The sequence below is a fragment of the Brachybacterium sp. FME24 genome (assembly GCF_014897705.1).
Classification (GTDB): Bacteria; Actinomycetota; Actinomycetes; order Actinomycetales; family Dermabacteraceae; genus Brachybacterium.
The window spans coordinates 98,030-111,979 of sequence record NZ_JABUXV010000012.1 but is presented as its reverse complement, the minus strand read 5'-3'; the positions used below and the strand labels follow the sequence as shown (position 1 = coordinate 111,979).

14 protein-coding genes are annotated in these 13,950 nt (G+C 69.1%); 8 read left to right on the top strand and 6 right to left on the bottom strand.

Annotated features, from left to right (window positions below):
* Positions 1 to 24: 24 nt before the first annotated feature.
* The gene (locus INT51_RS14700) at positions 25 to 1,629 is read left to right on the top strand and encodes a C69 family dipeptidase (protein WP_193106075.1); all 1,605 of its coding nucleotides are present in this window, start codon (positions 25 to 27) and stop codon (positions 1,627 to 1,629) included.
* Between the two features lie 54 nt (positions 1,630 to 1,683).
* On the opposite strand, the gene INT51_RS14695 is transcribed toward INT51_RS14700, so the two are convergent.
* The gene (locus INT51_RS14695; protein ID WP_193106074.1) at positions 1,684 to 2,103 is read right to left on the bottom strand and encodes a hypothetical protein; all 420 of its coding nucleotides are present in this window, start codon (positions 2,101 to 2,103) and stop codon (positions 1,684 to 1,686) included.
* A gap of 81 nt (positions 2,104 to 2,184) precedes the next feature.
* Positions 2,185 to 3,762: an SDR family NAD(P)-dependent oxidoreductase gene (locus tag INT51_RS14690; RefSeq protein WP_193106073.1), complete on the bottom strand. Its 1,578-nt coding sequence runs from the start codon at positions 3,760 to 3,762 to the stop codon at positions 2,185 to 2,187.
* Between the two features lie 142 nt (positions 3,763 to 3,904).
* Here INT51_RS14690 and INT51_RS14685 point away from each other — a divergent pair, with 142 nt between their 5' ends.
* Together INT51_RS14685 and INT51_RS14680 are read left to right on the top strand one after the other, a co-directional pair.
* Positions 3,905 to 4,300, top strand: a complete 396-nt coding sequence (locus tag INT51_RS14685) for a MerR family transcriptional regulator (protein WP_193106072.1) — start codon at positions 3,905 to 3,907, stop codon at positions 4,298 to 4,300.
* A 28-nt stretch (positions 4,301 to 4,328) separates the two neighbouring features.
* The gene (locus INT51_RS14680) at positions 4,329 to 4,832 is read left to right on the top strand and encodes a VOC family protein (RefSeq protein ID WP_193106071.1); all 504 of its coding nucleotides are present in this window, start codon (positions 4,329 to 4,331) and stop codon (positions 4,830 to 4,832) included.
* Positions 4,833 to 4,896: 64 nt separating this feature from the next.
* Here INT51_RS14680 and INT51_RS14675 read toward each other — a convergent pair whose 3' ends face one another.
* The 4 genes from INT51_RS14675 to INT51_RS22730 all read right to left on the bottom strand — a co-directional run bounded on the left by INT51_RS14675 (position 4,897) and on the right by INT51_RS22730 (position 8,954).
* The gene (locus INT51_RS14675) at positions 4,897 to 5,928 is read right to left on the bottom strand and encodes a proline racemase family protein (RefSeq protein ID WP_193106070.1); all 1,032 of its coding nucleotides are present in this window, start codon (positions 5,926 to 5,928) and stop codon (positions 4,897 to 4,899) included.
* Entirely contained in the window at positions 5,918 to 7,036 is a 1,119-nt protein-coding gene (locus tag INT51_RS14670) for an alcohol dehydrogenase family protein (protein WP_226832488.1), read from the bottom strand. The genes INT51_RS14675 and INT51_RS14670 overlap by 11 nt, the downstream gene beginning before the upstream one ends.
* Before the next feature lie 188 nt (positions 7,037 to 7,224).
* On the bottom strand, positions 7,225 to 7,827 hold the full coding sequence (locus INT51_RS14665) for a response regulator transcription factor (RefSeq protein WP_193106069.1): 603 nt from the start codon (positions 7,825 to 7,827) through the stop codon (positions 7,225 to 7,227).
* Positions 7,824 to 8,954 (bottom strand): sensor histidine kinase, encoded by a 1,131-nt coding sequence (locus INT51_RS22730; protein ID WP_193106068.1) that lies wholly within the window; start codon positions 8,952 to 8,954, stop codon positions 7,824 to 7,826. The genes INT51_RS14665 and INT51_RS22730 overlap by 4 nt, the downstream gene beginning before the upstream one ends.
* A gap of 148 nt (positions 8,955 to 9,102) precedes the next feature.
* On the opposite strand from INT51_RS22730, the gene INT51_RS14655 reads away from it, so the two are divergent.
* The 5 genes from INT51_RS14655 to INT51_RS14635 all read left to right on the top strand — a co-directional run bounded on the left by INT51_RS14655 (position 9,103) and on the right by INT51_RS14635 (position 13,932).
* Positions 9,103 to 9,990 carry an ABC transporter ATP-binding protein gene (locus tag INT51_RS14655; protein ID WP_193106067.1) on the top strand — a complete coding sequence of 296 codons (888 nt, stop codon included), beginning with the start codon at positions 9,103 to 9,105 and terminating at the stop codon, positions 9,988 to 9,990.
* 34 nt (positions 9,991 to 10,024) lie between these two features.
* On the top strand, positions 10,025 to 10,747 hold the full coding sequence (locus INT51_RS14650; RefSeq protein ID WP_193106066.1) for an ABC transporter permease: 723 nt from the start codon (positions 10,025 to 10,027) through the stop codon (positions 10,745 to 10,747).
* A 190-nt stretch (positions 10,748 to 10,937) separates the two neighbouring features.
* Positions 10,938 to 12,329 carry an APC family permease gene (locus INT51_RS14645; protein WP_193106065.1) on the top strand — a complete coding sequence of 464 codons (1,392 nt, stop codon included), beginning with the start codon at positions 10,938 to 10,940 and terminating at the stop codon, positions 12,327 to 12,329.
* Positions 12,330 to 12,331: 2 nt separating this feature from the next.
* Positions 12,332 to 12,514, top strand: coding sequence for a hypothetical protein (locus tag INT51_RS14640; RefSeq protein ID WP_193106064.1), 183 nt, complete (start codon positions 12,332 to 12,334; stop codon positions 12,512 to 12,514).
* Complete coding sequence (locus tag INT51_RS14635; protein ID WP_193106063.1) at positions 12,511 to 13,932, top strand: amidase; 1,422 nt, start codon at positions 12,511 to 12,513, stop codon at positions 13,930 to 13,932. The genes INT51_RS14640 and INT51_RS14635 overlap by 4 nt, the downstream gene beginning before the upstream one ends.
* The last annotated feature ends 18 nt before the right edge of the window (positions 13,933 to 13,950 follow it).

The following is a 13,950-nucleotide window of genomic DNA, read 5'->3' as shown; positions in this document are numbered from 1 at the left end:
GTCGCAGGACCAAGGAGGTCACAGGTGGGTTGCACAACGCTTCTGGTGGGCAGGAGGGCCAGCGCCGACGGGTCGCCGCTCGTCGCCCGCACCGAGGATTCGTCGAACGGGTCCTTCGATCCCAAGCACGTCGTGGTGGTCCGCCCCGAGGACCAGCCACGCGTGTACACGAGCGTCCTCAGCCGCCTGCGGATCGAGCTGCCGGAGAATCCGCTGCGGTACACATCGGTGCCCAACGCCTTGCCCGATGAGGGGATCTGGGGCGGCGCCGGGATCAACGCCGCGAACATCGCGATGAGCGCCACCGAGACGCTGACCAGCAACCCACGGGTGCTCGGCGCGGATCCACTCGTCGATCTCGTCCCGGAGTCAGGAGCTCCCGGCACGCCGGACCATCGGCCGGAACGGCCCGGCGGGATCGGCGAGGAGGACATGCTGACCCTGGTCCTGCCCTACATCCGCAGTGCCCGCGAGGGAGTGGAGCGCCTGGGCGCACTGCTCGCCGAGCACGGCACCTACGAGATGAACGGGATCGCGTTCTCCGATGTCGAGGACATCTGGTGGCTGGAGACCGTGGGCGGTCATCACTGGATCGCGAAGCGGGTTCCCGAGGACCACTACGTGACCATGCCCAACCAGCTGGGCATCGACTCCTTCGACCTCGAGGACGCCGAGGGCAAGGGCCACGATCACCTCGCGAGCCGGGACCTGCGCTCGTTCCTGGAGACCCACCATCTCGACCTCACGCTGCGCGATGCGTCGCTGGATCCGTCGGCCGGCTCCTCGGCCGGAGCACCCGCCGGCGCGCCGAGCCCGCACGTGCTCAACCCCCGGGAGGCCTTCGGCTCCCACACGGACGCCGACCACGTCTACAACACGCCCCGCGCCTGGTCCATGCAGCGCACCCTGAACCCCACGAGCGAGGACTGGGACGGGCCGGGGCCGGGCAATCGACCGGAGTCCGATGACCTGCCCTGGAGCCGTCGGCCGGAGCGGAGGCTGACGATCGAGGACGTCAAGGACGTGCTCAGCTCGCACTACCAGGGCACGCCGTACGATCCCTACTCCGCGCACGGCACCGAGGCCCAGCGGCGCGCGTTCCGCCCCATCGGCATCAACCGGCACAACGCCCTGGCGATCCTGCAGATCCGTCCGGACCGTCCGGAATCCTCCCGGGCGCTGCAGTGGATCGCCTACGCCTCGAACCCGTTCACGACGCTGATCCCGATGTTCACGAACGTCGACGAAGCCCCGGAGTACCTGGCGACCACGACCGCTCAGGTCAGCACCGACAGCTTCTACTGGACCTCGCGCCTGCTCGCGACCCTGGCCGACGCGCACTTCGCCGACGCCATACCGCTCATCGAGCGGTACCAGCTGACAACCCTCGCGCTCGGGCGTGCCGCCGTGCACGCGACCGATGGGACCGTCTGCCGGCCTCCTCACTCCGCGGCCGACGGGTCCTCAGGAGGCGACGGGTCTTCGGAGCGGTCCGTCCCGTCCGTGCTGGCCGAGGCGAACACCACCGTCGCCGAGCAGATCCGCGCCGAGACCGATCAGGTGCTCGGTGCCGTGCTGCATACGACGAGCAACCTCATGACCAACCGGTTCTCCCGCTCGGACGGCTGAGGCCGGAAGCACTCCGAGGGCGTTCGCCGGCGGGCGCCCCGTGCCCGCGCGGTCTCAGCGGCGATATCCCAGGTGGAGCCCCACCACGATCAGACCCACGATGGTGCCCACCACGATGCCGAGCACAAGATTTCCCAGCGACGTCGCGAGCGATCCGGCGAGCACACCCCACCCGATCGCGAGCAGCACGCCGATGAGGGCGCCGAGCACCGGGACCTGGCACAGGATGAGCCCGAGCACGAAGACGACCAGGCCGACGGCGATCGCGGTCGGGGCGGAGGCGTCGTGCCCCAGCGCCACGTAGAAGCCGGCTCCCAGGCCGATGAAGGCCATCTCCGCGCTCACGAAGCAGCTTCCGTGCCGGCGTCCCTGCGCCCCGTCGTAGGCCGAGGCACCCCATCGGCTCGCCCGTTCCTGCTCGTCCCAATCCATAGTTCTTTCGTCCCCGTCGTCCCGCCGCGCCATACGGGGCATCCCCGCGCCTTCGGCCTCTCGTCGACGGACAGTCTGCCGTCGTCGGCCCATCGGGCGAAATCCCGCGCGTGCCCCGCCTCGTCACCACGGGCTGGGCGCGTAGTCCTTCACGAAGCAGCCGTACAGGTCCTCGCCGGCCTCGCCGCGCACGATCGGGTCGTACACGCGGGCGGCGCCGTCCACGAGATCCAGCGGGGCATGCCATCCCTCGGCGGCGATGCGCAGCTTCTCCTGATGCGGTCGCTCGTCGGTGATCCACCCGGTGTCGACCGCGGTCATGAGGATGCGGTCGGTCTCGAAGGCTTCCCCGGCGCTGGTGCGGGTGAGCATGTTCAGGGCCGCCTTGGCCATGTTCGTGTGCGGGTGGCCGGCGCCCTTGTAGCGGCGGGAGAACTGGCCCTCCATCGCCGAGACGTTGACGATGTAGGCGCGGCGTGCCCCGGCCTGCACGGCGGCGCGCATCGAGGCGCGCAGCCGGCTGATCAGGAGGAAGGGAGCCGTCTCGTTGCACAGCTGCACCTCGAGCATCTCGAGGGCCTCGACCTGGTCCACCGTCTGCGTCCACGAGTTGGTGGTCTGCAGGTCCGGCAGGAGCCCTCCGGCGTCGACCGCGGTCCCGGCGAGGTGCTCCTGCAGGCTGGCCTTGCCGGCGCGCAGCGACAGCGCGGTCATCGACGCCGCGCTCTGCGCCGCGCGGGCGTGCTCGAGCGATTCCCCGACGTGCTGCGGGACCGACTGTGCATCCAACACTCCCGCGATCGCCGCGGGATGCGCCTGCGAGATCCGGTCGAAGGCCGTCATCTCCGGAAGCGCGAGATCGCTGGGCAGCGGAGCGTTCTCCTGCTCGACCAGGGCGGAGTACGCGGTCGGCGAGCGCCGCACGGTCTGCGCGGCGTTGTTGATCAAGATGTCCAGGGGGCCGGCGGCGGCGACCTCGTCCGCCAGGGCGACGACCTGGGTGGGGTCGCGCAGATCGATCCCGACGATCTTCAGCCGGTGGATCCAGTCGCCGGCGTCCTCCATCTGGGCGAAGCGCCAGCTCGCGTCCTTGGGGAAGCGGGTGGTGATCGTGGTGTGCGCGCCATCGCGCAGCAGGCGCAGGGCGATGTACATGCCGATCTTGGAGCGCCCGCCCGTGAGCAGGGCGCGCTTGCCCCTGAGGTCCGTGCGCTGATCCCGTTTGGAGTGGGACATCGCTGCGCAGTCGGGGCAGAGCCCGTGATAGAAGGCGTCCACCAGGGTGTAGTCGGCCTTGCAGATGTAGCAGCCGCGCGATCTGTTCAGCTCCCCGGCGAAGGCTCCCTGCGCGGTGGAGACCAGCGGGATCCCCTTGGTCTCGTCGTCGATGCGCAGCGGGGACCCGGTGGCGGTCGCCTCGACGACGGCCCGGTCCGCCTTGCGCTGCGCCCACGTCTTCGCACTGCGCCGGTTCTTCGCGATCCGTCGCTCGAAGGTCCGGGAGGCGCGCTTCAGGGCGATCAGATCCGTGTCGTCGTCCGCCAGCGCGGTCGCCGACTGCAGCACCCGCAGGGCTGTCGCGATGTCGTCGGCGGAGAGGCTGTCCGCAGCGAGGTCGTCGGCGGAGTCCGCAGTGCGGTCGTCGGGGGCGCTGCCGGCGGCCGATGGGGCCTGCGACGGGGAGTGAGGGAGGTCTGGCACTGCTGAAGTTTACGTCGAGAGGCGCGACCGTCCCACGGCGGATTGATCACATCGGGCGGGCTGCCACGTGCATCGTCGCGCTCCCCCGTGACGACGAGCACGGATGACACACTGGCCTCAGCCGGTCTCAAGGAGGAATACCGTGCGCATCGGAGAGCTCGCAGGCGCGACCGGGGTCAGCGCGCGCTCCTTGAGGTACTACGAGAGCCAGGGGCTGATCCGCTCCGAGCGGACCGGGAGCGGGTGGCGGATCTTCCCGGCGAGCACCGTCGATCGCGTCATTCTGATCCAGCGGCTCTTCGCCGCGGGCCTGTGCAGTCGGGTCATCGAGCCGCTCCTCCCCTGCTTGGAGGCATCGCCCCCGGACCGGACGAGCTCGCTGGACACCTTGCTGGCCCGCGAGGCGACGCGACTGGAGACCGGCGTTCGTGACCTCGAGCGCCAGCTCGAGGTCCTGCAGGACCTGCGCCGGGAGATCGGGGCCACGGCCCCGGAGCCGGAGGTGCCGGCCACGGGTGCGCCGAGGGCTTGCAGTTGACACCAGTGTCAGCACCGACTGTGGAGACATGACCACCTCACCCCGTCCCCTCCAGCTCCGACTGATCATCGAGACGGCCGACGTCGACGACGCCGTCCACTTCTATCGAGACATCCTCGGCATGCCGGAGCAGGCGGCGTTCGCCACCTCCGGGGACGATCGGGTCTCCATCCTCCACGCGGGTTCTGCCACGGTCGAGATCGCGTCGCCCCGCCACGCCCGCTCCATCGAGGAGATCGAAGGGATGGCCCCTTCGACGGGCTCCCGGTCAGGCCCTGTCCTCCGCCTCGCACTCGAGGTCGCGGATACCGCCTCCGCCGTGGAGGCCGTGCGCAGCGAGGGAGTTCCCGTGCTCGCGGACGCTGTGGAGACTCCATTCCGTTCCGTCAATGCCCGCGTCCAAGGGCCCGCCGGCTGGCAGGTCACGTTCTTCCAAGAACTCGAGAGCCTCGAGGAGAGAGCGGAGAGGAACGGCTTCGTCACCGACGAGGCGCGGGACCGCACAGTGCCCCCTGGCGACGAGGCAGGCTGAGCGGGTCTCCTCCATGGCGCACGGGACAAGAGCACCCCGCACGAGGCGCGAGACGCTCCCGGCCTCAGGGCGTGAGCAGCTTCTCCAGATCCGAGGAGTCCACCAGCGGATCATCGAGGTCCACGGTGATCCGTGAGCGGGCCATCAGCCTGGCGCGCCCCGTGATCGTCGAATGCCACGCGGGGAAGTCGCCGACGGTGGCCTCGCTGCCCACGGTGCCCAGGAAGCGATTGCCTCGCGGCGAGATCGTCTCCAGCGTGTCACCGGGGGCGAGGTCGCCCACTCCGGCCATGAGCGCCAGCCGGGCGGAGGTGCCGGTCCCGGTCGGGCTGCGACAGATCACCCCCGGGTGGACGTACGTCGCCGAACGGGACTCGACCTTGCCGTTCTCCAGAGTGCGTACGCGCCCCATGAAGTGGACGAACGGCAAGGGGCCCACGTCTCCCAGGGACGGGTGCTCCTGGCGCAGGCCCGGGCGGGCCGTGCGCACGAAGGCGTCACCGAAGGCGGCCAGCGCGATCTGCTCGTCGGCCGTGAGCTCGAAATCATGGTCGGCCGCGCGGATCATGGCGAAGTAGGCACCGCTCCACACCAGGTCGAACGTCACGCGGCCGTAGTCGGGCACCTCCACCGACAGTCCGCGTTCGGCGACATAGGCGGGCTCACCCTGGGTGGTGATCGACGCGACGCGCCCGCCGACGTTGCGGGCGGTGACCCGAGCCAGTCCCGCCGGAGATTCCAGGACCACTTCCTGCAGCCCCGGCGTCATCGGGATCATGCCGCTCTGCAGCAGGGCTGTCGCGACGCAGATGGTGTTGGAGCCGGAGTACATCGGGTACCCCATGGCCTCCATGATGATGTAACCGGCCTGCGCCTGGGGATGGCTGGCCTCGACGATGAGGTCCACCGACATCGCCGGGTCTCCGTACGGCTCGGACAGCAGCAATCGGCGCAGCCCGTCGCCCTCGTGCTGGAGATACCGGGCCTTCTCCAGCACGCTGCGCCTCGGCAGCGACTCGATCCCGGCGGTGACGATCCGGCTGACATCGCCGCCGGACTGGGTGTCGATCAGTTCGAGTTCCCGTTCACGATGCATGGGGTGCTCCCAAGGCGTCCCAGTGGCGGTCCGGGACGACGACCAGCTTGCCGATGTAGCTCTTGCCCAGGAAGGTGCGCTGCGCCTCGTGGAAGTCGGAGAGGCGGAAGGTGCGATCCAGCAGCGGAGCGATCGTGCCGTTCTCGATGTAGCCCACCAGGCGTCGGAAGGCGGTGCGTGTCCCTTGGGAGGAACCGTGCAGCTCGAGCTGCTTGAGGTACATCGTGCGCAGGTCGAGGTCAACCACGGGCCCGGCGATGGCGCCGGCGGTGGTGTAGCGGCCCTCCGGGCGCAGGATCCGCAGCAGGTCGTTGAACATCGCCCCGGCGACCAGATCGGCCACCACGTCCACCGGGGCGTCGACCACTCGGGCGACCTCGGCGACCAGATCCTCGGTCTCGCGCAGGATGACGCCCTCGGCGCCGATCGTGCGCAGCGCCTCCTCCTTGCCGGCGCTGGTCACGGCGTACGGGATCGCTCTGCGCGCTCGGGCGAGCTGGATGATGGCCGAGCCGACGCCGCCGGAGGCTCCGGTGACCAGAACCCGCTCCCCTTCTGTCAGTCTGCTGCGCACCAGCATCTGCTCCGCGGTCAGGTAGGCGCAGCAGAAGGTGGCGAGCTCGGCGTCGCTGATATCGGCGGTGATCTCGTAGGCGTTCTCCCCGGGCACCGCGACGTATTCCGCGTAGCCGCCGTCACGACCGTGGCCGATGTAATCGATGTCGGCGAGGCTGTCATCGCCCTCGGGCCGGTTGTAGATGCTGAAATCGACCATCACCCGCTGCCCGATGCGAGCCGCGAGGACGCCGTCTCCGACGGCCACGATGCGGCCCACGATGTCGGCGCCCTGGATGCGGGGGAACTGCAGCGTGGAGCGGCCGCGCCGCCACGAGGAGACCTCCTGCGGGTCGGTGTCGCTGCCGTAGGCGCCTTCGCGCACCCACACGTCGGTGTTGTTCATCCCGCAGGCGTGCACATCGATCAGCACCTCCCCCGCCGCCGGGCTCGGCGTGGGGGCGTCCTGGGTATGGACCAGTTTCTCGAGCCCGCCATGGCCCACGAGCTGCACCGCGCTCATCGTCTCGGGTATCGAGGTCTTCGACGCCATCGGGGTCCCACCTCTTCTCGGATCGCCCGACCACGCAGCCGTGCGGTTCCCTCCTAGAATTCCACCTCGGAGCAGTCCCGGTCTATGGGTGAGCGGGAATCGATGGCGGCCACCCCGCTGGCCCGGCGCCCGCTGACCCGTGGGGTGCAGAGTTCAGCGCGATGTCCCGCCGAGGTCGACCCTCCCGCTCACAGCCACTCGCGCGAGCGCGCATACCGCGCGGCCTCGCGCCGGCTGCGGGTCTGCGTCTTGTGCATGGCGTTGGAGAGGTAGTTGCGCACGGTTCCCTCGGCAAGGTGAACCCGCGCGGCGATCTCGGCCACCGAATAGCCCTCCAGGGTCTCCCGCAGCACATCGAGCTCCCGATCCGTGAGCGGGGAGTCGTCCAGCACGGCCAGCGCGGAGATCTCGGGGTCGATCCAGCGCCTGCCCGCATGCAGGGTCTCGATCACCTCGGCGATCAGTGCGGGGTGGGCCGCTTTGCTCACGAAGCCCCGCACCCCCATTTTCAGGGCACGGCGGAGCACCCCGGGCCGAGCATGCCGGGTGAGCATGAGGATCGCCTGCTCGGGCCGGCGCCGGCGAATCGCCTCCACGGCCTCGAGGCCGTCGGTACCGGGCATCTCGAGGTCGATGACCAGGACGTCGGGCTCATGCTCCAGGACGACGTCGACGGCGGCCGCGCCATCGGCCGCTTCGGCCACCACCTCGATGTCCGCCTTCAGGGGCAGCAGCGATGCCAGCGCGGAGCGCAGGAGGGCCTCGTCGTCGGCGAGCACGATCCTGATCACGAGACTCTCCGCCCGCTCGGCTCAACGGGCACCGGCGCAGGAAAATGGGCCGCAGTGCGGAACTCGCCGAGCGACTGCGCCACGGCGAGCGAGCCGCCCTCGCTGGCGACCCGGGCGCGCAGCGTCTCCAGGCCGCGCAGAGCGGGCAGCGCGCCATCGGGAGCACCGTCGTTGACGATCTCGATCCCCGCCTCCGAGAGGGTGATGGCGACTCGGGTGGGCTGGGCGTGGCGCAGGATATTCGTGGTCGCCTCCCGCAGTACCTGGCCCAGCAGCTCGCCGATGCCGGCGCGAGCCTCCCCTTCGCGGGTGATCCGCACGGTGGCCCCGGCGGCGTCCAGGAGGTTCCTGGCGTTCTCCAGCTCTGCCCGGAGGTTGAGCTTCCGCTGGGCGTAGGCGAGGTTCTTGGTCTCCCGAATGGTCTCCTCCACCTGCGCGTAGACCTCGCGCAGCTCGGTCATCGCCCGTTCCGGTTCGCGGTGCAGCAACTCCTCGGCCAGCGCGACCTTCAGGTTCACCACGTGCAGGGTGTGGCCCTGGATGTCGTGCAGGTCGCTGGCGAAGCGCATCCGCTCGCGCATGATGCCCAGCTCCGCCTCCGCCTCCTGCGCGATCTCGAGATCGTCGATGATGCCCCAGTAGCCCTGGATCATCAGGATCACTGCGGCGACGAACACGCTCAAACCGCCGGGCATCACCACGAAGCGCACCACATTGACCCAGGTCACCGGTTCGGTCACGAAATAGAGGCCCCCGATGGCGGCGATCAGCGCTCCGACCCCGATGATCCAGAACAGGTGCCGTCCGCGCAGCTGGGGGATGAGGACACCGCTGAGGATCGCGGCGCCGAAGAAGGCCAACGGGTTGAGCGCCAGCAGGGCGCAGATGACCCAGATCGCGAAGGAGAATGCTACGGCGAGCGCCGTGGAGCGAGGGTGCCGGGCGGGCTCGAACTCCAGCAGCACCAGGAAGGTGACCATGATTCCCACGCTGAAGCCCAGGCCTTCCTGCCAGCTCTGCGAGGTCATGGCCGCGATCGCCAGCGTCACCGGGGCGATGGCCACCACCGTGGTGAGCACCGTGGCCCGGTGCAGCCGCCGCCGAGCAGCGATGGAGGTCGATGACATCAGGGGCGCCTCCGTGGATCCATCTCGACGGCATTGGGGTCCGTCCATCATCGCGGATCCACCTCGCCGCCGGAAGTGACGAAACGTCATGCCCGCTGCTGACACCCTCCTACTGCCGCCACAGCTCGCACCGGAGTGGAATAGCGGCATGAATTCACCAACAGTCATCGACGTCGAACGTCTCAATGTCAGTTACGGCGACTTTCACGCCGTCAAGGACCTCACGTTCTCGGTCCGGCGCGGAGAGCTGTATGCCCTGCTCGGCACGAATGGTGCGGGCAAGACCTCCACCTTGGAGGTGGTGGAGGGACACCGGGCAGCGACCTCCGGAAAGGTCACCGTCCTCGGTGAGCACCCGCTCGATCGCCGAGCCGTGCGCCCTCGCATGGGCATCATGCTCCAGGAGAGCGGCTTCGCCGCGGATCTGAGCGTCCGGGAGACCCTCGCGCTCATCGGTTCGCTGTCGGGGCGCAGCGATCAGCCCAGCCGGGTGCTCGACGTGGTCGGGCTGACCGCGAAGGTCGACACCCGGGTCTCCTCCCTGTCCGGAGGTGAGAAGCGCCGGCTGGACTTCGCGACCGCGATCTACGGATCCCCCGAGCTCATCTTTCTCGATGAGCCCACCACCGGGCTCGACATCCAGTCCCGCGACGACCTCTGGGACACGGTGGACCGGCTCCGCGAGGACGGGGCGACCATCGTGCTGACCACTCACTATCTGGAGGAGGCTCAGCAGCGGGCCGACAGGATCGGCCTGATGCACGAGGGAACCCTGCGGATGGAGGGCACCGTCAGCGAGCTGACCGGAACCCTGCCCGGGACCATCAGCTTCGTCCTCGATGACGCCATGGCCCCCCACCTGCCGCTGCCGAGCTCGCTCACCGGCACCGGCAAGCAGCTGATCAAGACCCAGAGCCTCCAGCACGACCTCCACGAACTGCTGACCTGGGCGCACGCCCACGACACCGAGCTGTACGACCTCGATGCCGGACCCACGCGGCTCGATGACGTCTTCCGCTCCGTCTCGCACAACTGACCCGCATTCCACACCACGTCCCAAGGACAGACAGATGCTCACCATCGCCCGCAGCGAACTCCGACAGATCCTCCGCAACCGCCTCGTCTTCTTCAGCGCCACCATCATCCCCGTGGGCGTGAGCCTGCTGCTCATCACCCAGCGCGACCTCTTCAGCACGGTCCCCTCCGGCGTGGGGCTCCTCGCCGGGGTCTTCATGATCATCCTGATCAGCATGGGCCTGTACACCACCGCGGTCTCCACCCTGGCCGCCCGGCGCCAGACCCTGTTCCTGAAGCGACTGCGCTCCACCGCGGTCAGCGACTCGTCCGCCCTGGCGGGCATTCTCGGGCCGCCCGTCCTGATCGCCATCATCCAGGTCACCGCGGTGCTCACCGTGCTGGCAGTGCTCACGGACATCCCCGCGGAGATTCCGCTGCTGATCGTCTCCGGGCTCTCCCTGGTGGCGATGATGGTGGGCCTGGCTCTGGCCACCGCCGGCATCACCACCTCCCCGGAGCACGCGCAGGTCACCACCCTCCCGATCACCATGGGCACCTCGGCGGTGGCGTTCTGGATCGGGTTCACCGGCACCGAGGAACTCGGTACGCTCAAGCGGCTGCTGCCCGGCGGGTCCGCGACCGAGCTGACCATCAACGCCTGGAACGGGGGCACCGACCTGGTCGACAACCTGCTCCTGCTGGGGCCCACCGTGGCCTGGATCGCCATCGGCGTGCTGCTGGCCAAGCGGTTCTTCCAGTGGGAGCCGCGGCGCTGAAACCGGTGCCGACCCTCCCCTGTCCCACTCCGACGACGACGCCCCACCGCAGAACCTCTCCTCCCTCCCCGCGCTGAGAGCGCAGGAGGGAGGAGAGGTTCACGGCATGTACAGCCCGTCGCACCCTTGACGCCTCTATGACCAGCAATTATGCTGGGAAGTTCAGCATTCGCGCGTCGAAGGAGACGTCATGGCTGGAAGAAGCACGGGCCTCAAACGCCAATTGTCCCTGTTCAGTCTCATCGCCCTCGCGGCAGGCGCCGTGCTGGGCGGCTGGCTCGCCGAAGCGCCGTACTGGTTCGAGCTGACCGGCGCAGGCGCGGCCTTCATCTTCCCGATCCTGGCCGTCATCCTGATCCCGATCGCCCTGGCCTTCTCCGAACTGGCGTCGGTGCTGCCCTTCGCGTCCTCCGTCGACGTCTGGTCCAGCAGCGCGATCAACCCGACCATCGGCTGGGCCACCCAGTGGCTGTTCTTCCTGGTGCAGGTCGTGGAGCCGCCGCTGGTGGCGTTCATCTTCGTGACCGCCGCGGATTTCTTCGTCGACGTCCCCGAAGCCGCGAAGCCGCTCATCGCGATCGCCATCATGGTGGTCTGGTACATCTTCTCGAACTTCACCATCGAGCTGACCGGCAAGCTGGCGATCATCCTGTTCATCCTCATGGTGGGGATCACGGTCGGCAACTCGATCTACTACCTCTCCAGCGGCCACTGGGAGTTCACCAACATCTCCGACCACGGCGGGTTCTTCCCCCACGGGATCTTCGGCGCCGTGGCCGCCGCCTCGGCACTGGTCCTGAAGTTCATCGGCTTCGCGATGACGCCGACCATGATCCAGGAGACCAGATTCCCGGCGAAGAAGATGATCATCGTGATCCTGGCGGGGCTGTTCATCCCTGCCGCGGTCTACCTGCTGGCGACGGTCGCGATCGGCGGCCTCGCTCCGCACACCATCATCGCGAATCTGAGCGTCCCCGAGCCGGAGCTGGTGGGTCAGCTGGGCATGCCCGCGATCATCGGGCTGCTGGCCATCTTCTCCGGCCTCCTGTACGCCTTCACCACGTTGATGGGATTCTGGACCTCCTCGGCGCGCGTGCTCTACGGCGCCTCCCAGCTGCGGCAGCTGCCGCCCTGGTTCAGCCGGACCAACCGGCACGGTCAGCCCTACATCGCCAACATCGTGGTCCTCGCGTTCGGCATCTTCTTCGCGGCGTTCACCGGCACGAACTGGGTGCAGTACACCTATTCGTTGTCGGTGGTCGCGGCCGGTGCCGTGTACTTCCTGGGCTGCCTGGCCGCCTACCGCCTCCGCGGCAAGCATCCCGGGTGGAAGCGCCCCTTCCGTGCCCCCGCCGGGAAGCCGATCTTCGCGCTCGGGATGCTGATCTCCGCCGCGATCACCGTCGTCGGCGTGACGCTGCTGCCGCCGAACGCGTGGCCGCCGATCATCGCGTACATCATCATCGGAGCACTGGTCCCGGTGGCCATGACGTACTACCGCAAGCGCGTCGATCCGGGCTACGCACCGATCATCCTGACCCCCGACGACGTATCGACGTTCGACGAGAAGATCGAGGAGTGAGAATGTCTGACCCGACCCCGCTCGAGATGGTCCGCGCCCGGTTCCCCCTGGCCCCCGATCAGGACGAGGCCGGGCTGCGCGCGCAGGCCGAGCACCTCGCTGACCTGCGCCGGCACGTGGACAGGGAACGGCTCCGGGACGCGCAACCGGCCATGACCTTCGATCCGAGGAACGGGACCGCATGACGCCCGCGGATGCTCCCACCGTGGCGCAGGCCGCCTCGCACCTCACCCGGGGTGACCTCAGCTCGCGGGAGCTGACCGACGCCTGCCTGAGCAGGATCGACGCGATGGACGCGGACCTGCGCGCCTTCATCACGGTCTACGCCGATCGCGCCCGACAGCAGGCCGACGCCGCCGACGACCGACTCCGGCGCGGCCAGGTCGACGGCCCCCTCCACGGCCTGCCCCTTGCCGTCAAGGACAACCTCTCTGTCTCCGGCCAGGTGACGACGATGGGCTCCGCGATCTTCCGTGACCACGTCGCCTCCGAGACTGCCGGAGTGGTCGACCGACTCGAGGCCCAGGGGTCCGTGCTGCTGGGAAAGACGAACCTGCACGAGTTCGCCCTCGGGGTGACTACCGAGAACCCTCATTTCGGGATCTGCCGCAACCCCTGGGACCGCGACCGGACTCCGGGAGGATCCAGCGGAGGCTCCGCCGTCGCGGTCGCCACCGGGATGTCCTTGGGTGCGATCGGCTCCGACACCTCGGGGTCGATCCGGATCCCCGCGGCCGCCTGCGGTCTCGTCGGCCTCAAACCCACCTACGGACGGGTGAGCACCCACGGCTGCTATCCCGAGGCGTGGAGCCTGGACCACGTGGGCGTCCTGACCAGGACCGTCGAGGATGCCGCGATGATGTTCGACGCCGTGAGCGGGCACGATCCACGGGTGGCCACCTCGCTGGATCTACCCCCGTCACGAACGGCGGGCGAGCTCCAGCAGGGGCGGCCGCTGCGCATCGGCATCGAGGAGCAGTACTTCTTCGCCGACGTCGACCCGGAGGTCGAAGCCGTCGTGCGGCAGATGCTGGATTCCCTTGCCCGCGCGGGCGCGCAGATCCAACCCGTCGTGATCCCCTCCCTCCGCGATGCCACCTACGCGCTCACGGTGATCGACACCGCCGAGACCACCGCCTTCCACGACGAGCAGTTCCAGCACCGGGCGCACGAGTACGGCGAGGACGTCCGGCTCCTGGTCGAGTGCGGGGCCCTGACGACGGCCGTGGACTACCTCCACGCCCAGCAGATCCGCTCCCAGGTCCGCGACGATTTCCGGAGCGTGTTCACGGAGGTCGACGTGATCGCTTCGCCGACCCTCCCGATCCGGACTCCTCGGGTCGGTGAATCGGTGGTCCGCATCGAGGGCGAGGACCGGGACCGGGACGGCGAGCTGATGCGACTGGTCGGCCCGGCGAACCTGGCCGGTCTCCCGTCGATCTCGGTGCCCTGCGCTGCCCTGTACGGCATGCCCGTCGGGATGCAGTTCGTCGGCCCTGCGTTGGGCGAAGCCGCTGTGCTCCGGGCTGCCGCGGCGGTGGAGGCGCTCTACCGACTGCCGGCCCTCCCGGCTCAGCGCGGAGGAGCACCGGGGCAGCGGTGAGGAGCGCGAGGTCGAGCA

What these genes read in the sequence shown, in the direction of transcription:
- INT51_RS14695 (WP_193106074.1), bottom strand. Translation starts at nt 2,103, where the DNA reads ATGCCCCGTATGGCGCGGCGGGACGACGGGGACGAAAGAACTATGGAT.
- INT51_RS14680 (WP_193106071.1), top strand. Translation starts at nt 4,329, where the DNA reads ATGACCACCTCACCCCGTCCCCTCCAGCTCCGACTGATCATCGAGACG.
- INT51_RS14675 (WP_193106070.1), bottom strand. Translation starts at nt 5,928, where the DNA reads ATGCATCGTGAACGGGAACTCGAACTGATCGACACCCAGTCCGGCGGC.
- INT51_RS14670 (WP_226832488.1), bottom strand. Translation starts at nt 7,036, where the DNA reads ATGGCGTCGAAGACCTCGATACCCGAGACGATGAGCGCGGTGCAGCTC.
- INT51_RS22730 (WP_193106068.1), bottom strand. Translation starts at nt 8,954, where the DNA reads ATGTCATCGACCTCCATCGCTGCTCGGCGGCGGCTGCACCGGGCCACG.
- INT51_RS14655 (WP_193106067.1), top strand. Translation starts at nt 9,103, where the DNA reads ATGAATTCACCAACAGTCATCGACGTCGAACGTCTCAATGTCAGTTAC.
- INT51_RS14650 (WP_193106066.1), top strand. Translation starts at nt 10,025, where the DNA reads ATGCTCACCATCGCCCGCAGCGAACTCCGACAGATCCTCCGCAACCGC.
- INT51_RS14645 (WP_193106065.1), top strand. Translation starts at nt 10,938, where the DNA reads ATGGCTGGAAGAAGCACGGGCCTCAAACGCCAATTGTCCCTGTTCAGT.
- INT51_RS14640 (WP_193106064.1), top strand. Translation starts at nt 12,332, where the DNA reads ATGTCTGACCCGACCCCGCTCGAGATGGTCCGCGCCCGGTTCCCCCTG.
- INT51_RS14635 (WP_193106063.1), top strand. Translation starts at nt 12,511, where the DNA reads ATGACGCCCGCGGATGCTCCCACCGTGGCGCAGGCCGCCTCGCACCTC.